Origin of the sequence: Candidatus Competibacter denitrificans Run_A_D11, assembly GCF_001051235.1 — a bacterium.
Taxonomy (GTDB): Bacteria; Pseudomonadota; Gammaproteobacteria; order Competibacterales; family Competibacteraceae; genus Competibacter_A; species Competibacter_A denitrificans.
Genome location: NZ_CBTJ020000032.1, coordinates 33,132 through 53,756 on the forward strand (window position 1 = coordinate 33,132; position 20,625 = coordinate 53,756).

The window sequence follows — 20,625 nt, forward strand, 5'->3', positions numbered from 1 at the left end:
CAATGAATAATAATATTATACAACTCGAAAATGTAACAATATCTTTTCGGGTTCCACACGAAAAAATACCCACCTTCCAAGAATATGCAATTCGTTGGCTAAAAAGGCGAAGAGTAAGCTATACCTACTTTAATGCACTTAATAATGTAAGTTTTTCTGTAAAGAAGGGTGATACAGTCGGGATTATAGGGTCGAACGGTGCTGGTAAAAGCACTTTACTCAAAGTAATAGCACAAGTTATTCGCCCTAATCAGGGGCGGCTTTATGTAGAAGGCCGTATAGCTCCCCTATTGGAGCTTGGGGCCGGATTTGACTACGAATTAACTGGACGAGAAAATATTTTTTTAAACGGTGCCATACTGGGATTCAGCCGAAAAAATATAGCAGATCGTTTAGAAAGTATTATGGAATTCTCTGGTATTGGTGAATTCATTGATGCCCCAATTCGCACCTACTCAAGCGGAATGGTGGCAAGATTAGGATTTGCCATCGCCACTGATACTCAACCAGATATTTTAATAATAGATGAAATTTTAGCAGTAGGAGATACTGACTTTCAAAAAAAATCAGCAAAAAGGATATTACAATACCATAATGATGGTTCAACTATCCTGGTTGTTTCTCACAACCTGGATTCAATTAAAAACCTTTGCAACCACGTTATTTGGCTAGAACATGGCTTGGTTAAAAATACAGGCCCTGTTGACGATATCCTCAACCAATATCTACAAAAAGATCATCCTGCTGATTAGTAGAGCTTATCAACAGAAAGAATATGAATAGCTATCTTGAAATATTAATTTTCAAATTTTATTACAAAATACCTTTCTTTTCTTATCAAAGAAAAAGAAGGCTTATATTATTAGCGCACCACCATTTAAAATTTCTAACCAAACATACAACATCTTATCAGATATATAAAAGAACAGTATCTCAAACTGGCTGTAATGAATCAAGCAACCAGCTTAGCAATAATTACACTCAATGGATAAAAAAATACGATTATTTACTTCCTGAAGAATCTGAATATTTACAGGAAATTATAAAAAGTTGGCCTTCAAAGCCACTGATTTCAATCTTTATGAGCGTTTCAAATGCTGAAGAGCAGTGGCTGCGTGCTACTATCGAATCGGTGATTGCACAGATTTATCCGTATTGGGAGCTATATATCGCTGAAGGCGCTGATACACAAAATCGTCTCTCTGAAATTTTGAACGAATACATAGCACAGGACTATAGGGTCAAATTAGTTTCCGGAGATGCTCTTTATAATAATTCAATAGCTGCCTTTAATGCAGCTTTAAAAACCATAACGGGCGAATTCATAACCTTCATAAACCAGCAAGATTTGCTCGCTCCTCATGCTCTTTTCTGGATCGTTTTAGATATTCTTGGCCACCCTGAAAGCATGTTATGGTATTCAGATGAGGATAAGATCGACGAAAGTGGAAAACGTAAAGAGCCTTTTTTTAAGCCGGACTGGAACCCAGATCTTTTTTTATCTTATCCCTACAATCTGCTCAGTCGTCTAGGGGTTTATCGTACTTGCCTGGTGCGTGAGTTAAACGGATTTCGAGAAGGATACGAAAGTGCCCAAGAGTATGATTTGGCTCTTAGGGCAATTGAAAAAATTAAATCATCACAAATACAGCATATACCTCGAATACTCTATCATTGCCGTGAAATTACTACTACCAACAAAGATAATACTGAAAAAATAAAAAGCTCTGTACAAATTGCTTTAAATGCAGTTAATGATCATTTAAAACGGAAAGAAATTCAAGCGCAAGCAGTGCAGAGCACAGATCATTTGTATATTAGAATTCGATATCAATTACCTGAACAATTACCACTCGTTACTTTGATTATTCCAACCTATAATAGTTTTAAATTACTAAGCCCCTGCATCGAAAGTATCATCAAAAAAACAAGCTACTCAGCTTATGAAATAATTATTGTCAATAATAATAGCGATGATAAAAAAACTCTTAAGTACTTAGAGAAATCACATACTCTAAAAAAAATCAAGGTACTAGATTACCCCTATCCTTTTAATTATTCAGCCATCAATAATATGGCAATCAAGTATGCACAAGGTGAATTGATTGGTTTACTTAACAATGATGTAGAAGTGATTAACCATGACTGGCTAGCGGAGATGGTTAGCCATGCTCTACAACCAAACATCGGAGCAGTTGGAGCACGCCTTTGGTATAAAAATGATACTCTACAGCATGGTGGAGTCATATTAGGTATTGGCGGAGTCGCTAATCATGCACATAAGGGCCTTACTAAAGGCGATATTGGCTATTTTGGGCGGGCTAATTTAATACAAAATTTCTCTGCTGCAACTGGTGCCTGTTTAGTATTACGCAAGGATTATTTCACATTAGTTGGCGGCTTCGACGAAGCACAATTGGCAGTTTCATTCAATGATATTGATTTATGCCTCAAATTGACCAAATTAGGTTTAAGGATCATCTGGACCCCTTATGCCGAGCTTTACCACTATGAATCTGCCAGCCGTGGTTATGATGATACAGCCGAAAAAATACTTCGATCAGAAAAAGAAATGGCTTATATGCAGAAAAAATGGGGAGACTACTTACTTAAAGATCCTGCTTATAACCCTAATTTAACTTTAGAGACAGAAGATTTTAATCTCTCCTGGCCTCCCCGGATCAATAGGTTACCAATAAACCCCGCATAAATTTTACAAAAATTTTAGTACCTAATTTGGATTAGGTGATTTATATTTAAATAAATCAAGCTAAACTTTTAACTGATAATTTGTAATGACGATTATAGAACCTAAAGTGGCTATTCTGATAGTCAATTTCCGTCGAGCCTTTGATACTATAGAATGTTTAGATTCTTTATTGCATGTGGCAGAACCATCCTTTGATATTTTTTTAGCCGACAATGGCTCAGGAATTAATGAGGTAGCCCAGTTATCTAGCTATGCAGCTAGTCATATTAAACGTATCTACATGATTCCATTTCCTGAAAATTATGGTTTTTCCGGCGCTCACAATCGACTGTTAGAAAAAATTTTTCAAAATTATTCCTATGAATTCATTTTGTTGCTTAATAATGATACGGTAGTTAAGCCGGATTTTTTAAATAAAATGTTAATAAAGATTGATAAAAAAAATAACATCGAGATGGTAGCAGCACGGATGATGAAATATCACCAACCGACTCTCGTTGATAACTTAGGCATCACATTTTACAAGTGCGGATTGGCTTCTAATCGCAAATCTCTAGATGACCCTTTATTAGGGCCTTGTGGGGGCTGTGCTCTCTACACCACCAATCTCCTTAGCCAAATTTATCAATCAACTGGGGAATATTTTGATGACTATTTTTTTTGTTATGCTGAGGATACCGATTTAGCATGGCGTGCCACCTTACTGGGATATCATTCAGCTTATGCTGATGATGCAGTTATTTTTCATAAAGGCTCCATAAGTAGCGGTGGTCCTAACAGTGATTTCGTATTATATTATGGTATTCGTAATTCGCTATTTGTATTAGTTAAGAATATACCAATATACTTCTTGCTAAAGAATAGTATTTGGATAGTTATGGTGCATTGCGCCATATTATTACGATACATTATGAAAAGGAAATTTACGATCATATGGTATCTATATCGGGATTTTTTTTTAGGTATTCCAACCATGAAAAGAAAGCGGTCACATACTATGGAAAATATAAGGATTACACCCAACCAAGTTAGTTCACGAGTAAGTAATAATTTTTATGATCGAACTTATCTTAGAAATGCTCTAAAAGAACTATTCTTAAAGAAATAGGAGATCCCCAAGTCTTGCCGGGGATCTCCTATTTCTTTAACCAATAGCACTACGTAACTCTATTTGGTAAAGGTGATACTCGCCAGCCACCTCGCCAGGGTCGATGCGTAGCCGACCGGTCACACCTGGAGGTAACTCAATTAGTAATGTATTGTGGCCACGATAAATAGATGTACGAACCGATTGCTCCTCAGCATAATCAGATTGATCGCAAAGCATATAAAAAACCTGGAGAACGGAATGGCTCGGAGCCTCTATATCAATTTTTAGAACTGACCTTTGCAGTGAAGCACCAAGGGATGGCAGATAGAGATACGGATCATTTCCATGAGCATGTAGCCGGATATGATCATCAGCAGATGTGATATCGACCTGATGCGCTCCTACCAGTAAATTTGCATTATCTTGGGTAACTGTCAGTTCAATTTTTTCAAGTCTATCGAATTCCTGTAGTCGTTGCTCTCGCTGCACTGGCACTTTCACGCAAATATCAGAATAGTTAGTGAGAAACGGAGTCCGGGATGCGAATGGAATCAAAGGCTCAACCGGCACAGTAGCACCATCAGGCTTTCGAAAAATCAAATTCAGAACGAATCGAGCAAAACCGACCGGAATACGAAGATCGCGCGCCAGAAAAAAAGTTTGCAGCAAACGTTCTTCAAGCGTAATCGGAAACCACACCTGCATCTCGGGTTCATAGCCATCGGCCGCAAGCACCGCTCCAAGATCCTCAATATCGAGTGCGATCTGGAAATCGTGAAAGCTAATGCCGGTACCAAGCCGGATTCGCTCCAGCTCCGCTGCTTGTTCGGATATGCGGATGGCCTCATCCAGGGTTTTGATGATGCGTTGGCGCTGGGTTCTATGATAATACCGAAGCGCAATGGGACCTGGCAGCAAGTGGAAAAATGGCAGAAAGGTCGTGTGAACATCCATATAGGTAAGCCGGTTAGGTGTCTCAATGACTACCAGATGGCCGCCTGGCCGGAGTAGCTTCCAACTCGCCTGAATCGTTTCCAGGCATTCAGCGCTCGTGCAATGCTCAAGAACCGCATAAAGCAATACAATATCAACGCTGTTTTCACCGTGGCGGTGACAAATCTGGCTCAATAGTTGGTCGGGTGTCACCGCATGGTAGGTAACATTGCTCAAGCCGAGCATCTGGGCACGGAGCCGCGCTCCCTCCACATGGGCAGCGTCAATATCATAACCGACCACATGCCCAGCTAGCCGCGCAAAAGCCACCGTACTGGAGCCAGACCCACAACCGATTTCGACAATCTGGGAACCCGCTAGCGGAGTGGTACGATTGACCCACGGCACTGCGTATTGAGTGGCTTGATTGTAGCGTCTGAATACCGCATTCTCGACAGCAAGTCGGCCTTCAGCGGACTCACGATCCAGCTTGCTCAAATGGGCATTCAGGAAAACCTCGTTAAAGGCTGCCTCCATCTGGGCCGTAAAAGCCGCATCTTTCTGCGGATCTAGCAACATCCAATTCTCCAAGAGAAAAATAAATCACTCACAAATCGCTCTATCCATCAGGCTGCCGCATAAAAACTGAGTTGGAAAGTCATGCTTTCGTAAAATCAGGTTTGATTAATTACCACGGCACTTTTCAGACATCGGCCACACTGGCCAACGCCGCTTCATACAATAGTTCGGCGTAGTCGGTACCCATTTCCGCATAGCCGGTTAAGCCTTGCAGTACCCAGGGTGAGGCTGCCCGATACCGCTCTCGACGCGGCCTATCCTGGATCAAGGCAGTCAAGCGCGCAGTTAATTTCCCTATGTCACCGACGGAGTAATAATCGGCGTTAATCCCTTCGCGGACTTGCTCGACTACGCCATTGACTGGGGTAGTAAGGATTGCTAAACCAGCCGACATTGCTTCTAAAATGACACGGGGGTAGCTTTCCATCCCCGAAGTGAGGACAAAAATATCGCTGGCGCGATAATAGAGAATTACATCCGAGGTTTCTTTGATTATGGTCAACAAGGCACGCCGGGCTGGCTCCAGCCTCTCGACAGCAACATGTAATTGCTGGCTGTACTCATTATCTCGGTCACCTACAATGAAAAAACGTAGCTGTTGAGCCTCAAGAGTCACTTTATCCAGACGCGAGAGCGCTTCAACAAGATCGATTTGGCGCTTACGATCACAAACGGTACCAACTGACAAAATAACAATATCATTATCGTTGATACCTAATGCCGAGCGAGCGCTTTGCCTGTCCGTTTCACTCAAGGAGGCTATTGAATCAGGCTCCAGACCATTAGGGATGACCGTAAAGTTATGGCAGAAATCAAGCTCTCGATAGATATTGCGAGTCTGCTTAGCGACGAATATTACGCGATACGGGTATTTGAAACACTCAATGGGGCGAGATCGAATAGCTGGAGGAACAAAATCAAAATAATTTTGCCAGCCCTCGCTTTCATGGATCACCCACAAGCAAGGCAACTGTGCCTGATGAGCAACATCGACCGCAAAAAAACCGTGTAAGGTATTAGCAAACACTATATCAATAGCAGACTCAGCCAGCAGTAGCCCAATGTCACCGAGAGCCTCCAAATAGCCGGGCAAGGTATTATGCTTGCTTAGGGGATGCGATAAAATTTTTACCTCAATCCCCGACTGCTCGTAGGATTCCCGCAGCGGCCCATCATTGGGAGAGAAAATAAGCGGCCTAATCTGTGTGTTCTTTTGCAGAAATTTGGCTATCTCCAGCATTTGCCTGGGCGCACCTTCCCAATTCAGATTGTGGGTAAACATGGCCGCGCGCAATTTCAATCCTGTATTCCGGATCAGGCGGCGGGGGGTGATCTGGAAATTAGGATTTTCCCGGCTCAAATTGGGATTTAGATAAGGATCACGGACCAGATTAAAGCGCTTGCGGTAAGCCGCGATCTCTTGGGGCCTATCACTAAAACCACGAGTCTGCCCTTCAAAATGCAATAGTTCCGCATTGGGTGTATAAACTACTCTATAGCCACGCTCTCGGAGCCGATGACAATAGTCCGGATCATTATAGGCAACCGGAAATTGTTCTTCATCGAATCCGCCCACCTCTAGAAAAAGCTGGCGTCGCGTCAACAGGCAGGCAGCGGTCACCGCCGCACAGTTCCGGGCCATGGCAATATACGCCAGATAGCCGTTATCTCCCCGCCGCGTCAGTTTAAACGCATGATCGCATAACCCATCAATACCCTGAGCAACTCCAGCGTGTTGCACACGGCCATCTTTATAGCGCAACAAAGCGCCTACGGCACCTACCTTGGAAAGTTCCGCATAACCAACCATGTTCGATAGCCACTCTGGCGTGACTATTTCCGTATCATCGTTCAAAAAGAGCAGGTATTCCGTTGCAGCGTGCTGCGCCGCTTGATTCATGACGTAACTGAAGCTAAAACCTTGGCCCGGTCGGTTGGCAATGCGAATGACCTCCTGATTGAGGCTATCTAGATAACGGCGCGCTTCAGGCTGATCATTTTCATTATCGACCACCATAATCCGATAGTGGCGATACGTGGTTTTATTCAAGGATTTGAGGCAACGGCGCAGTAAATCTGGCCGGTTATGTGTGGGAATGATCAAAGTAACCGAAGGGCCTTCGTCGGGAAAACGGATGTAATAAATACCATTCCCATTTCTTTTCGCCCAGTCCGGCTGATAAGCTTGACCTTTACTGCCGCGTCGGTCGAGGGCTGATTGGACGGCTTTCAAACCGGCGGTAAAGCTATAAGGTTTTTCATGTCCCGAGAAAGCTGTCGAGCCACGAACACAGCGCCAATGATAAAGCACATAAGGCAAGTGCCCAACATGACGTGCCAATTCTCCGGCCCGCAATGCAAAATCGTGATCCTGCGACCCTTCAAAACCTTCTCGTAAGCCACCGAGCTGCTCGAACAGGCCGCTTCTAACAACGAGCACCTGCCCGGCGTACATATAGGAGAGCAATAACTCAGGCGACCAGTCCGGTTTGAAATGCGGATCATAACGCCGACCTTCTTCGTCGATCTTATCGCAATCGGAATAGAGCAAATCAGTTTCAGGATGGTCGGCAATATATAACGCTACTTCAGCCAGGGCATCGAGTGTCAACTCGTCGTCCTGGTCCACCAACAATAAAAAATCACCTTTCGCCAAACCGGCGGCACTATTAGTTGCTGCGCTGATATGGCCGTTTACTTCACGGAAGTGCACAGCAATACGCGGGTCTTGCGCAAGCTGTTCCAAGTAAGGTCGAACTTGCGGGTCAGTGCTGGCATCATCGGCGATGCACAACTCCCAATCGGTATGGATCTGGCGTTTTACCGACTCAATTGCGCGAATAAAAAAGCGCATAGGCGGATTATAGACCGGCATGACGACCGATATTTTCGGTAGCCGAGAACGGTGTGCCGCCAAACGGTAATAAATTTCACTTTCCGCTCGCGGATTCCATTGATTGACGCGCAGCCAAGCGGCATAGGGATCGTCTGGAGCTAACGGCGACCGGGCATCGGGCATCCTCTCCTTAAAATCTAATTGGCCTCGAGTTGTCAATCGATCCAGGCGTATGGTGCGTGGAGATAACCCGTTCAGCGCCCCTGCCACGATAGGGCGAAGGCGGGTTTCCAGCCAGGGCAGATGAGTGCCAGCCGAGCGAAGCGGTGTAGTCAATCGCCAAGCGACGCTGTTTTTGATTGCATTAAGTTCCGTAGCCAGCACCACCGATTTTTGCCGACTGTTTTCCAACTCGTAGGCTCGGTGCGTCGCCTCAGCCGCTCGCTCTTGCAGTGCTTCTCTGGACTCCTCAAGATGGCGTTGTACGCCGTCCATGTCCTCTTGCAACCGTGCCACATCAGCAATTTTTTCTTGTATTACCTCCCTGAAAGCATTGGCTTGCTGCCGGGTGTTTTCTAAATCGCTCCGCAGGCTCGCCATCTCGGCCTCCAGATCAGCGACTTTATGGCGCTGATGATCAGCCTCACGCTCTTCGGCCCGCACTGCAATACCGAACAAGCGGCATCCCTGATCGAACTCCTGCCGAATTGCGTCGAGCCGCTGCTGCGCGACTGTATCCTGCGGGTCTTCGCTTAAAAGCTGACAAATTGCATACGTTTCGGACACCCACCATGGGATGCCCATCCGGTTCGTCAAATCCTGATCGGAAACCACTTGATGGCGAACTTCGGCCGAAAGGAATTCGGTTATCTCCAGTTCGGTATCCACTGAAAGCCTGGACCAGACCAGGCTGGCTTGCCGACCGATTCGATCCATCAGTCGCCGCCAATCCAGCAACAGCTCTTCGTAAGAACAAAACGCGCGTGGCAGATGGCGGGAAGCTTGCTCAGCGTCCAAAACATGGCGGAGCCACAGCAAAAATGATTTACCTTCGGTGAAACCATCTCGCTGATGCAGAGAGCGCGCCACTTCAAGCGGATTACGGAAGGGCACAATGACCGTAGGCGCAATTTGTAGCGCATCAAATACATTGAGCCATAAAGGTAGCAGCCGACAAATACGCGGATCCTTCACTACGATGGGTCCGGCTGTCCCAAATTCAGCCAGTAGAATCGCTTTGAGTTCTTCCAAATGGGCTGTCAACAGCGGGGCTGAGTACCAGTCGGGATTGAAGCGTGACCAGTCATGCCAATAGGAACCAGCCGATGTTAACACCCGGTCGTGGAAATCAACGACCGACTGCGTTTCCCAGAATCCCTTAACATTATATTGGCTAGGAGGAATCAGATGCCTGGGCAGGCTAAAGCCTAACAGATTGATGACTCGCGTCAGCGCTGATGTGCCGCTGCGATGCATACCGAGAACCAGTATGGCCTGGCGCTCTACAGGGAAGTTGGGCATAAAATCAAGCCTGTCAAAAAACCAAATGTCAGTGGCAAACTCGTTCCAGCGCTGTCATCAAATTCAGGGTATTTACGCCCGCTAACGCTCTGGAGCAGAGACATAATAAAGGTTTTGCACTATATATTTTCGTCTGCTTTCTATCCACATCGAACCACGGTTTGATCCATAATTTCATGTGTCATCTATCACATGCCATGTATGTAAATTTGACACTGCTCTTCTGGTTTGCGCGATTTTCAAACAAAAATAGGGGGTTGCAATGCAAAAAACGATGATGAAATCACTGACGATGGCCGTCGGTATCGCGCTGGGTGGGTTGGGGGTATTGCCCTCGGCGCAGGCGGTGTATGTGTCGGCCAACAACCTGGGTCAGGCGCTGATCTTTCCCTACTACACCGTGCGCGGCGGTTGGATGACCCTGTTCGGTGTCACCAACACCAGCGCCCTGACAGTCGCTGTCAAGGTGCGCTTCCGTGAAGCGTATAACTCGCGTGATGTGTTTGACTTTAATATCATCCTCTCACCCTACGATGTGTGGACCGGCTGGGTGGCGGATGCGGGGGATCGGCCCGCGCTCTTCTCCGAAGACAAATCCTGCACCGTAGGGGCTATGTCACCCAACGGCATTCCGTTTACGGACGGCCTGAACACCTACACTGGTACAGCGGCGGATGGTGGCCCGACTACCCCAGACCGGATGAAGGAAGGCTATGTTGAGATGATCATGATGGGTGCGGCCAATGTGGTCACTCCCGCTGGGACTCCCGACCTCACCCCCCTGGCCCGCGGTGCGATCCACGTCAACGGGGTCCCGACGAATTGCCAGGCTCTGATCGACGCTTTCACCAATTACAACCAGTTGGGAACTGCAGGTATGGCCCCCACAGCCGGGTTCTTGCGCGGCGAGTTCCAGTTCTATGGTGTTGACCCCACGAGTAATCGATCGCTGAACCCGCTGAAGGGGACGTTTGCGCTGGTTAACGGCGCCAAGGGCTTGAACGCCGTCGGACTGCCTGTTCATTTAGAGGGTTATGCATGGCGCGCTGACAGAGACGTGCTCGACCCCGGAATTTTTATGACTTCGCAGTTGCCTAAAGACGAAGCTGGCGGTAAATATTACGATTCCTACAACGAACCAAGCTTGGGGAGCCGTTACCAAGATAGCGTTAGTGGGTATCTTCAGGTTCATCGTAACTATAATGAGTTGATATTTGGCCAACGGCCAATACCGGCGGTTGCATTTAGCCATAATACAGCCGGTGCTGTCCGAACAACCGGCGCACTCGAAGCAGTCGGCCTTCTCAATGAATGGTCGCGGCGAACCAATGCAGCGGCGGGCTGGGTCACGGCCACCGATTGGGTCATCACCTTCCCGACTAAGCATTTCTTTGTTGACAATGACCCCGATAATGAATACGCCGGGCGCAATAGTTTCCGTGGTAACGCTGTTGCGGCCCCCGGTCTGACTGCCGATGATCTTACACCGTTTAGCCAATCGTTTGTGGACACCGCCGCCTCTCCCGTAGTGCGTCGGGGCAAGTCGTGCGATTCTGTCAGCTATCAGTTGCGTAACCGCGAAGAGCAGCGTTCGACCACCAGTCTGTTCTCACCAAGCGGCAGCTCTCAAATGTGTTATGAAGCCAACGTGCTGACCTTCAACAAGGGTGCGATCCTCGAATCGCCGATTGCTCAAAGCATCAACTATCCGGAGAATTTCACCTTCGGTTGGCTGAATGTTCGCTTCTCTGGCGCCAACGCGGCCAATATGGGTCTGCCAGCGGTGGGCTTTGGTATCACTAGCCGCGATGATGGCAGCAGCACGTTGCTGAGCGAGGCGGGCTTGTATAACCATACTATCGTCCGGCCTGCTCTTTAGCCCCACAGCCCGCACCCAGTGCGGGCTTTTTTATGCACGATAAAGGTCAATACCGTATGGCCCCCAGGATTGCAGGGCGATACTATGGTTCAAGTTAGCCAACTATAAAGCCTTGTTGTAAGGTTTGTTGTAAATTTGAAAACAGTTGTAAATTTGAAAAGAGTGTTGTAGATTGCGTTTAAGCTCTAAAATAGCCAATCTTAAGGAGCATTGTGGTGCGTTTGTTTCGCTTTTTCGGTGTGATGGTACTAACGCTTCTAGCTCTAATGGTGACTTTAGCGATTGGCGCGGACCAACAGCCTGTGCCACCCGCTGAAACCGCTTCAGCCGCTGAAAGCCTTCAAGCGCGGCGTAAAGCTCTGGAACAGCGTGTTACCGCCAAATGGGATGCCTTGATACGCAGGGATTTCGCAGCAGCCTATTCCTTCACCTCACCAGCCTATCGAAAACTGTATTCGAAGGAACGCTTTCAAAGCACCTTTGGCAACAAGGTAGGTTGGAAACGCATTGAGATCACCAAAGTCGACTTCAAGGGTGATGATGCCGCAACAGTCGGCCTAAATCTCTATGTCGTGTATAATGGTTTTGTAGAGGGAAAACCTATTGACATGAAAACGTATGTCGAGGAACCTTGGGTCTATGCAGAGGGACAGTGGTGGTACTTGATGGAAAATTGATTTCTGGATCGCGATTGGCTTGGGTAAGCAAGCCGCTTCGTGTTGTTTTAGTTACTTCTTTTAGGAGTTTTTGAAGATGAAGAAATTCGGCAAAATGAAATCACTGGCGTTGGCCGTGGGTATCGCGCTGGGTGGGTTGGGGGTATTGCCCTCGGCGCAGGCGGTGCATGTGTCGGCCGACAACCTGGGCCAGGCGCTGATCTTTCCTTATTACACGGTGCGTGGCGGCTGGATGACCCTGTTCGGTGTCACCAACACCAGCGACCTGACAGTCGCGGTTAAGGTGCGCTTCCGTGAAGCGTATAACTCGCGTGATGTGTTTGACTTTAATATCATCCTCTCACCCCATGACGTGTGGACCGGCTGGGTGGCGGATGCGGGGGATCGGCCCGCGCTCTTCTCCGAAGACAAATCCTGCACTGTGGGAGCCATGTCGCCCAGCGGGATTCCGTTTACGGACGGCCTGAATACCTACACTGGCTCGGCGGCCGATGGGGGCCCGACCACCCCAGATCGGATGAAGGAAGGCTATGTCGAGATGATCATGATGGGTGCGGCCGATGTGGTCGTGCCCAAGCCGGCGGATGACCTCACCCCGCTGGCCCGTGGTGCGATCCACGTCAATGGGGTTCCGACGAATTGCCAGGCCCTGATCGACGCTTTCACCACTTACAGCCAATTAGGAGCAGTGGGTGTTGCTCCCACAGCGGGTCTATTGCGTGGCGAATTCCAGTCCTATGCCACTGACCCCAGGAATAATAACCTGCCGCTGAACCCGCTGAAGGGGACGTTTGCACTGGTTAACGGCGTCAAGGGCTTTAATGCTGTTGGTTTGCCCGTCCACTTGGCTAACTTCGCGGTGCCTGCTGGTGCTGGGGCGTTGATGACCGCACAGTTGCCGCAAGCAGATGCCGGTAACCAATTCAATGATTCCTACAATGAACCAAGCTTGTATTCAGCCACCACAGCAGCCGAATACTTGGCTGGGGGCGGTGGGGCTGTAGCAGCCCTTAACCCTGGCGTCGCCGCACCAGGCGCAGGACCCACTTTCGTCACAGGTGCGTTGGAAGCCGCCAGCGTTCTGAATGAATGGTCGCGGCGAACCAATGCCGCGGCGGGCTGGGTCACGGCAACCGACTGGGTGATCACCTTCCCGACCAAGAATTTCTATGTAGATAATGATGCCGGTAATGAGTTCGCCGGGCGCAATACTGGGCGTACTAATAATATTGCCGCGCCCGGTCTGACCGCCGCTACTCTCGCACCGTTCAGCCAATCGTTTGTGGATACGGCAGCCGCTACGCCGGTGCGTCGGGGCCAGTCGTGTGATTCGGTCAGCTACCAGTTGTATAACCGCGAAGAGCAACGCTCCAGCGCCTTAGGCTTCTCGCCCGGTGGCACCGCTCAGTTGTGCTACGAAGCCAACGTGCTGACCTTCAACCAGGGCGCGATCCTCAACTCGCCGATTGCCAAGAGTATCAACTATCCGGAAAACTTTACCTTCGGCTGGTTGAACGTCCGCTTTATCGGGACCAATGCAGCGAACAGGGGCTTGCCAGCAGTGGGCTTTGGTATCACTAGCCGCGATGATGCCGGCAGCGCGCTACTCAGCGAGGCGGGCTTGTATGACCATTCCATCATCCGGCCGGTTGCTCCTGCTCCGTGATGAGTAGCTGATTTAGCTAGTATCGCCTAGCTGTAACTTCAAGGCCCACGCGCAAGCGTGGGCCTTTTGCATCTGAAACTTGATTACATTTGCAAGACCGACTTGGGGAATCCCATCATGGCGCCTGTAAAAACCGGATTGTTTGGAATGATGCTGTTGCTATCGATAAACCCGCCAGGGTGGGCCTCTGATCAGGAACCGCGCATTTTGTTACGTTCGGGTACCACTGCCATCACCGAACAGGATTTGCAGCAGGAGTTGCTCGTTCTAAGCGAAGCCGAACGGCTGCAAGCTCTTAGTAACGTGGATAAGCTCAAGGCTTTTTTACGTGAGCTTTATCTCGGTAAGCGCCTGGTCGCCGAGGCCGAAAAGTTAGGGTTGGAAAACCAGCCCATCGTTCGTGCCCACTTGGCAGCGCAACGACGTTGGGTACTGTCCGATGCGTTGCGGGGACATCTTGAAAAGCAGATCGAACAGCCCGATTTCGCGGCGCTCGCACGCGAACACTACGCCACCCACCGTGACCAATTTCAGCTACCGGAACAATTCAAGGTTGCACATATCCTGAAAAAAATCCGCTGTGACTGTGAGCGGGAGGAGCAACGGCGGCGGATCGAGCAACTGCTGGCGCGACTTCAAGCAGGGGAGGACTTTGCAACCCTGGCCAAGAGTGAATCTGAAGACACCGCGACCGCTGCCAAAGGTGGGGATCTCGGCGATGCCACTAAACCTGAGCAATTGGTAGCACCGTTTGCCGAAGCCATGGCCAAGCTTGCACCAGGACAGCTCAGCGGGGTGGTTGAAACCGAATACGGTTTTCACATCATCAAGCTACTGGAGCGTCAGCCGGCACGATCACAAAGCTTTGAGGAAGTCCAGCAAAACCTGGAACAAAAGCTACGCATGGACTACATGAAAGATCGATTACAGCAACAAGGGCAGAGTTATTTGCCCGGTGCAGATGCACAATACGACAGCTCTGCCCTGGAAACCCTGATCCGTCGTCCTTAAAGCCAAGCGATGCAGTGATCTTGGCTTGTGTCGGCATGTCCTGTTGACCCCAGGACCGTAAGCACCATGCACAAACAACGCAAACTACTCCAGGTGAGCCTGTTTGGTGTCGTCTTACTAGGGTGCATACTCAATGCGATCTATCGATACTTTGGCGCTGGCCGGGATGATATCTTCATTACCCTGTGGGCGGGCAAAATGCTTGGCACCGCCCCTTGGTTCATCAATTACAACGGCGAACTCCAGGAAATCTCCTCCAGCATCCTCGGCGCACTGATCGCGAAATTCGCCTATTTGTGCTGCGCTGACACCTATTATCTAGCCAATAAGCTATTGGGTGGTGGTGCTGCGCTAGCCACACTCTGGATTATAGGGCACGGCCGACACGCTTTTTTTGGTATTAGTCCTACCACCAGTGCCATCACCGCAACGACATTGCTCGGCTTCAACTCCAGTTTCGCCTACTGGAGCCTCAGTGGGATGGAAACACCCTACTATGCGCTCCTTGTTTTGCTCCATAGCGTCCTTGTCATCCGAATTTTCAGCCCCCCAAAACACCAGACGCCGCCACAACACAATTATGTTTATCTGGCTATCGTCCATATCCTTGCAGTCCTGTGCCGACCAGAAGGGTTTTGTCTACTGGGAATCACCCTGGTTTTAGTGCTAGCCTATTGGCCAACCCTTGCAGATCAATGGCTTCGCATTTTCAAAATCGCCCTTCTGCCGCCCGCGCTTTGCCTGTTGCTGTTGCTGGTTATCAGGTACGCAGTGACTGGAGCGATTTTCCCCAACCCCGTCTACGCTAAAGTATCACTCAGCCATCTCGGCAGCATCCAAGAAGGATGGGATTACCTCAGCAAATTCTATGGCTTGGGGCTAATAGGTGTGCTACTCGCCGCAAGTACCATCGGCGCTGGGTTGTTGGCATGTTATGCTATTTATTGCCGCTTGCTGTGGGCCAAATTGTCGCACGGTCAACTCGAAAGCCGCCTGCTAGCACCGGCCTTGAGCATCTGCGCTTACGACACCTTTATCCTCCTCGTCAAGGGCGACTGGATGGAATATCACCGCTTTCTGGTTCCGACCCTGGGCTTGAAGGTGTTGCTGCTGGTCATCGCCGGCGAGCGGCTCTATGCCATGGTATCTACTCGGTTTCCCAAACCGGCGATGCTGGCAGCGGTCCTCTTTTCATCATTTACTATCGCCAGTGAACTCAGTTATCGATCCCCGCAAGATTGCTCGGCTCGCTTCTCCAGCGAGATTCTTGCCAAACTGCTCGCTCATCCCAACGAGACCACTATCGGACTCAACTGCGCCCACCAGCGCGATAACAATGCCATCCGTCCGTTCATTGAGCAGGAATTGGCTAAGTATCTAGCACAAAAAGGCACTTTAACCATCGCTACCTATCAGGGAGGGTTTTTCCCCTATTTTGTCCGAGAGAAATTTTCGGCGCGTGACATTTATTTTGTAGATACCACCGGCTTGCTGAATCTGGAAATCGCTAAGACAGGAGGAGAAAAAATCCCGACGGGCAATAAACACCTTGACGATATTCCAGCTATCCTTAGCGGCGCCATTCCCGATCTATCAGAGCGTGTTTCCCGCTATCAACCGAATATGATTTACATGCTGGGTGACAAGGAAACAGATCGAGCCCAGTTGGCTACCCTTGGCTTCGCCAGAATTTATGAGGCACCTGGCGCGGTTGTCTATCTAAAGCAATAGAGTAAGCTTCAAAAGTCACCCGAACTACTCGGATGGCAGCACCCGTTCATATGCACCCAAACTATTGAACACTCTGCCGCCCCACCCAATCGCGTGCAAATTGCCAAGCGACTCGGCCACTGCGCGAGCCGCGCTGTAAAGCCCAGCGTAGTGCCTCTTCGCGCGCCGCTTCATTTAAGCTGACCGATGAATCGAGCTGCGCTAACCAGTAGGCGACAATCGCCAGATAATCATCCTGGCTGAACGGATGAAACGACAGCCACAAGCCAAAGCGTTCGGATAGGGAAATTTTTTCCTCGACTGCCTCGCCGTGATGGAGTTCGCCATCGACGATGCGGGCTTCTTGATTGTCCCGCAGGTACTCCGGCAACAAGTGGCGGCGATTGGACGTGGCACACAGCAGCACGTTGTCAGGGGCGGCGCTGATCGAGCCATCCAGCATCGCCTTGAGCGCCTTATAACTCGGCTCGTCAGCCTCGAAAGACAGGTCATCGCAATACAGCAAAAACCGCTCCGGCCGGTCGTACAGAGGTTCGACGATATCGGGTAAATCGAGTAAATCGTTTTTATCCACTTCAACCAGCCGCAAACCCTGCCCAGCATATTCGTTGAGCAACGCCTTGATCAAAGAGGATTTACCGGTACCGCGCGCACCCCACAGCAGCACGTTGTTGCAGGGTTGGTCCGCCATAAATTGCCGAATATTCAAATCCAGCGCCGCTTTCTGGCGATCAATCCGCTGCAAATCCGCCAAGCGCAAGCGATGCGGATGCCGCACTGCTTGCAAACAGCCACGATGACCCATGCGGCGCCACCGAAACGCCCGATCATTTTCCCAGTCAGGTGGCGCGGGCGGAACCGGCCACCACGCTTCCAACCGTTCCAGGGCACCAATCAACCGAACCGCTAGCGCCGCATCAAGGGGCAAAGTGGTCGCCACGATCTCGGACTCTAGCGACCCATCACTAAAGCGTCCGCCGCTTTGCCACCACCGCCCAACAACACCAGATCACCGACGATGCGAGCGCTTTCCTCTAGTGCCGCATCAGGAATCACACTGTCCTTGCCCTCTGGAATCTCGTCACCGGGCTTAAGTGCCGGCAATCCCTTGGACGCCCGATAGCGATTCTCACGTTCACGCTGCCAATTTTCGATCCGCTCCCGCTCCGCTCGCCGCTGGCTTTCCAACAGCGATACCGTGGTCTTCTCCCGCTGTTGCCGACTAAACTCCAAATCTCGCAGAAACGCTTGGTAGTCGGCATTCTCGGCGATACGCGCCTGATGGCGACGGGCCAGTTCCGGTATCAACCCCGTCAAAGCCTGATCACCGCGATAGCGCGTCGGCGCGATTTCGTCCCATGGCAATGCGTTCTTTTGCGCGCTCTCACCGATGTCCTGGGTATCAACGAGCGACGGAATCGCGATATCGGGCCGAACCCCGCGATGTTGGGTACTGCTGCCATTGACCCGGTAAAACTTGGCGATGGTGAGCTTAAGCTGACCCTGCGGCTCCTTGGCACGGGTCAGCCGGTTCAAATCAACCAGGGTCTGGACCGTGCCCTTGCCGAATGTCGAATCACCAATGACCAGGCCCCGCCCGTAATCTTGGATGGCGCCGGCAAAAATTTCCGAGGCCGAAGCGCTGGCATGATCAACCAGCACCGCCAACGGCCCATCGTAAGCCCGGACTGGATCGCTGTCCTTTTCAATTTCGGGTTCTTCTTTACCGGCATTCTTCACCTGAACCACCGGTCCTTCGCCGATGAACAATCCAGTCAGATCCACCGCCTCTTGCAGCGACCCCCCCCCGTTCTCACGCAAATCCAACACCAAGCCGTCGATTTTGCCACGCAATTCTTCCAGCAGGCGGCGCACGTCACGGGTGGTGCTGCGGTAGTTGGGATCACCGCGCCGGGCGGCATCGAAATCGCTGTAAAACGCTGGAACGGTGATCACACCAATACGTAGCTCACGGCCACCCGACCCAGAGAATCGCTTGATCTCCTGTTTGGCGGCCTGTTTCTCCAACTTGATGGTATCGCGCACCAAGCGGACGGTCTTTTCCGCCGCCGACGCACCGGCCTTGCCAGGCAACACCTTCAGCCGCACGACAGTCCCACGCTGGCCACGAATACGATCCACCACATCATCCAGCCGCCAGCCGACCACATCTACCCAAGGACCACCATCCCCCTGCGCCACAGCCACGATCCGATCACCCGATTTAATCTGCTGACTCAGATCGGCCGGACCACCCGTCACCAACTCCACCACCGTCACCTGCTCTTCATCCATGCGCAGCACACAACCGATGCCTTCCAGCGACAGCCGCATTTGAATGTTGAAATTCTCGGTATTGCGCGGTGAAAAATACGCGGTATGTGGATCGAACGCCTGGGCAACACCGTTCATATACAGTTGGAATACGTCGTCGCTCGTGGACTGCTGCGCTTGCCGTAGGCGATTTTCGTAGCGTTTCACCAATAGATCACGAGCCGCCGCCTGATCTTTGCCAGACAGCATCAGCGTTAACAGCTCGTGCTTGATCCGCTTGCGCCAAATCTCATCAAGCTCGGCCACGGTCTTGGGCCAGGGCGCGTTCTTGCGATCAACGTTCAAGGATTCATCAACGTTGAACCGGGGTTCTTGTTGCAGCAACGATTGAATGTACGTAGTGCGCTCATTTAGGCGGCGCAGATAAATATTAAAAATGTCGTAAGCGGGTTGCAGGTCACCCGTTCTTAACGCATCGTCAAGCGTCGTGCGATAAGGCTCGAAGCCGGCAATATCGCTGGCCAGGAAATAGACGCGGCCAAAATCCAAATCGTCCAGATAGGTGTTCAGCACGAGCGAGGACAGCCGATCATCCAACTTGCTCTGTCGGTAATGATGCTGCGACAGTAATTTAGCGATGGTCTGATCTAAAAACGCTTGCCGAGCATTCGGCGCCAAGGCTTTTCCAACGGGATCGGTGACCGGATCGGCTGTTTTCGCCAGCGTCCAGGACAGCCCCAACCCCAGCACGAGCGCCAAAGCCAAGAATACTGATCGACCCAAGTGCTTCAAATGACGAACATTCTGCATCGTTCTTCTCGAAGAGAGCGGAGTTGCACCCACTGCATTAGCCAGATCGACCCAGTTATGGCGTAGCAGCGGGGTGAACCAAAATAATATCGGTGGCGACCGGCTGCTTGCCGTTCGGCTCTGCCAAGGTAAATTCAAAAATATGGTTGCGCGATGGTAGTTTCATGACATTAAAGCCATCCGGCAGGCTAGAGTCGTGAAAGAAGGCGGTTCGGTACGGCGATTCCGAATCGCGCGAATCAGTCTTCCAGAGAAAAGGCGACAACTTGATCAGAAACCGCATGAAACCAAAGCTCTTGTTGTCATCATGATGATAGCAATAGCCCCGCACCCGCGAACCCATGGCTCCCCAAGACGGCGCAAAATAGTCGTCGCCACGGGTCGGTAATAAACCTGGCACTAAATAACCGGATACAAAAATATCCGACTCGCGCCGTAACTCTTCAGACACGTTATCGAACGCCAAGGTTTCCACTCGACAACCCTTGTTTTGCAAAGCGCGTACCACCTGAACAAAATCACCGTCACCGGTCGCCAGCAATACTCGGTCCAAATTCTCCGATTGCAGCAACACATCCACGGCCATATCGAGATCGGCGTTAGCCTTGCCGAAACGGTTACCTGCTTCATCCTGAAACCATTTGACCCGCTTTTCGATCACCTTGTACCCAAGCTCGCGCAAGGCTGATTGATAAGCACGCGCCTTATCGCGATAGACCACATTGGTTTCGGCGCGTTCTTCATCGTAGGAGAGATAGACGTTTAAGCGGAGGGGTTCTGCTTGATCACGACAAGCGAACTCGCGCAATACGTCATATTGCATACGTTGTCCGCCATTGCGGGAAATGTTGGCTGCATCGACGTAAACGCCCACTTTGGCGAGCGACTTAAAATTTACGGTCATAAAA

General features: G+C 50.0%; 13 protein-coding genes. 8 read left to right on the plus strand and 5 right to left on the minus strand.

The window, feature by feature from the left end; genetic code table 11:
- Window positions 1-2 precede the first annotated feature (2 nt).
- The 3 genes from BN873_RS06790 (at window position 3) to BN873_RS06800 (ending at window position 3,818) form a co-directional block, all read left to right on the plus strand.
- The gene (locus tag BN873_RS06790; RefSeq protein WP_048672069.1) at window positions 3-752 is read left to right on the plus strand and encodes an ABC transporter ATP-binding protein; all 750 of its coding nucleotides are present in this window, start codon (window positions 3-5) and stop codon (window positions 750-752) included.
- 23 nt (window positions 753-775) lie between these two features.
- Window positions 776-2,710 carry a glycosyltransferase family 2 protein gene (locus BN873_RS06795; RefSeq protein ID WP_082161135.1) on the plus strand — a complete coding sequence of 645 codons (1,935 nt, stop codon included), beginning with the start codon at window positions 776-778 and terminating at the stop codon, window positions 2,708-2,710.
- Between the two features lie 85 nt (window positions 2,711-2,795).
- Window positions 2,796-3,818: a glycosyltransferase family 2 protein gene (locus tag BN873_RS06800; protein ID WP_048672074.1), complete on the plus strand. Its 1,023-nt coding sequence runs from the start codon at window positions 2,796-2,798 to the stop codon at window positions 3,816-3,818.
- A gap of 36 nt (window positions 3,819-3,854) precedes the next feature.
- On the opposite strand, the gene BN873_RS06805 is transcribed toward BN873_RS06800, so the two are convergent.
- On the minus strand, window positions 3,855-5,312 hold the full coding sequence (locus tag BN873_RS06805) for a class I SAM-dependent methyltransferase (protein WP_048672076.1): 1,458 nt from the start codon (window positions 5,310-5,312) through the stop codon (window positions 3,855-3,857).
- Between the two features lie 124 nt (window positions 5,313-5,436).
- Window positions 5,437-9,084 carry a glycosyltransferase gene (locus tag BN873_RS06810; protein WP_171820426.1) on the minus strand — a complete coding sequence of 1,216 codons (3,648 nt, stop codon included), beginning with the start codon at window positions 9,082-9,084 and terminating at the stop codon, window positions 5,437-5,439.
- Window positions 9,085-9,943: 859 nt separating this feature from the next.
- On the opposite strand from BN873_RS06810, the gene BN873_RS06815 reads away from it, so the two are divergent.
- The 5 genes from BN873_RS06815 to BN873_RS06835 all read left to right on the plus strand — a co-directional run bounded on the left by BN873_RS06815 (window position 9,944) and on the right by BN873_RS06835 (window position 16,633).
- Window positions 9,944-11,548: a hypothetical protein gene (locus BN873_RS06815; RefSeq protein WP_139031660.1), complete on the plus strand. Its 1,605-nt coding sequence runs from the start codon at window positions 9,944-9,946 to the stop codon at window positions 11,546-11,548.
- A 215-nt stretch (window positions 11,549-11,763) separates the two neighbouring features.
- Window positions 11,764-12,225: a hypothetical protein gene (locus BN873_RS06820; protein WP_048672080.1), complete on the plus strand. Its 462-nt coding sequence runs from the start codon at window positions 11,764-11,766 to the stop codon at window positions 12,223-12,225.
- Between the two features lie 76 nt (window positions 12,226-12,301).
- The gene (locus BN873_RS06825) at window positions 12,302-13,891 is read left to right on the plus strand and encodes a hypothetical protein (RefSeq protein WP_048672083.1); all 1,590 of its coding nucleotides are present in this window, start codon (window positions 12,302-12,304) and stop codon (window positions 13,889-13,891) included.
- A gap of 117 nt (window positions 13,892-14,008) precedes the next feature.
- A complete protein-coding gene (locus tag BN873_RS06830) occupies window positions 14,009-14,902 on the plus strand; it encodes a peptidylprolyl isomerase (RefSeq protein WP_082161137.1) in 894 nt (297 codons plus the stop codon).
- A gap of 66 nt (window positions 14,903-14,968) precedes the next feature.
- Complete coding sequence (locus BN873_RS06835; RefSeq protein WP_048672088.1) at window positions 14,969-16,633, plus strand: hypothetical protein; 1,665 nt, start codon at window positions 14,969-14,971, stop codon at window positions 16,631-16,633.
- 61 nt (window positions 16,634-16,694) lie between these two features.
- Here BN873_RS06835 and BN873_RS06840 read toward each other — a convergent pair whose 3' ends face one another.
- The 3 genes from BN873_RS06840 to BN873_RS06850 are packed head-to-tail and all read right to left on the minus strand — an operon-like array spanning window position 16,695 to window position 20,621.
- Window positions 16,695-17,573 carry an ATP-binding protein gene (locus BN873_RS06840; RefSeq protein WP_082161138.1) on the minus strand — a complete coding sequence of 293 codons (879 nt, stop codon included), beginning with the start codon at window positions 17,571-17,573 and terminating at the stop codon, window positions 16,695-16,697.
- Between the two features lie 11 nt (window positions 17,574-17,584).
- Window positions 17,585-19,717: a carboxy terminal-processing peptidase gene (locus BN873_RS06845; protein ID WP_053085258.1), complete on the minus strand. Its 2,133-nt coding sequence runs from the start codon at window positions 19,715-19,717 to the stop codon at window positions 17,585-17,587.
- A 55-nt stretch (window positions 19,718-19,772) separates the two neighbouring features.
- Window positions 19,773-20,621, minus strand: coding sequence for a LabA-like NYN domain-containing protein (locus BN873_RS06850; protein ID WP_048672091.1), 849 nt, complete (start codon window positions 20,619-20,621; stop codon window positions 19,773-19,775).
- Window positions 20,622-20,625 lie beyond the last annotated feature (4 nt).

Coding starts and splice junctions, on each gene's coding strand:
- BN873_RS06790 (WP_048672069.1), top strand. CDS start 3: ATGAATAATAATATTATACAACTCGAAAATGTAACAATATCTTTTCGG.
- BN873_RS06795 (WP_082161135.1), top strand. CDS start 776: ATGAATAGCTATCTTGAAATATTAATTTTCAAATTTTATTACAAAATA.
- BN873_RS06800 (WP_048672074.1), top strand. CDS start 2,796: ATGACGATTATAGAACCTAAAGTGGCTATTCTGATAGTCAATTTCCGT.
- BN873_RS06805 (WP_048672076.1), bottom strand. CDS start 5,312: ATGTTGCTAGATCCGCAGAAAGATGCGGCTTTTACGGCCCAGATGGAG.
- BN873_RS06810 (WP_171820426.1), bottom strand. CDS start 9,084: ATGGATCGAATCGGTCGGCAAGCCAGCCTGGTCTGGTCCAGGCTTTCA.
- BN873_RS06815 (WP_139031660.1), top strand. CDS start 9,944: ATGATGAAATCACTGACGATGGCCGTCGGTATCGCGCTGGGTGGGTTG.
- BN873_RS06825 (WP_048672083.1), top strand. CDS start 12,302: ATGAAGAAATTCGGCAAAATGAAATCACTGGCGTTGGCCGTGGGTATC.
- BN873_RS06830 (WP_082161137.1), top strand. CDS start 14,009: ATGGCGCCTGTAAAAACCGGATTGTTTGGAATGATGCTGTTGCTATCG.
- BN873_RS06835 (WP_048672088.1), top strand. CDS start 14,969: ATGCACAAACAACGCAAACTACTCCAGGTGAGCCTGTTTGGTGTCGTC.
- BN873_RS06845 (WP_053085258.1), bottom strand. CDS start 19,717: ATGCAGAATGTTCGTCATTTGAAGCACTTGGGTCGATCAGTATTCTTG.
- BN873_RS06850 (WP_048672091.1), bottom strand. CDS start 20,621: ATGACCGTAAATTTTAAGTCGCTCGCCAAAGTGGGCGTTTACGTCGAT.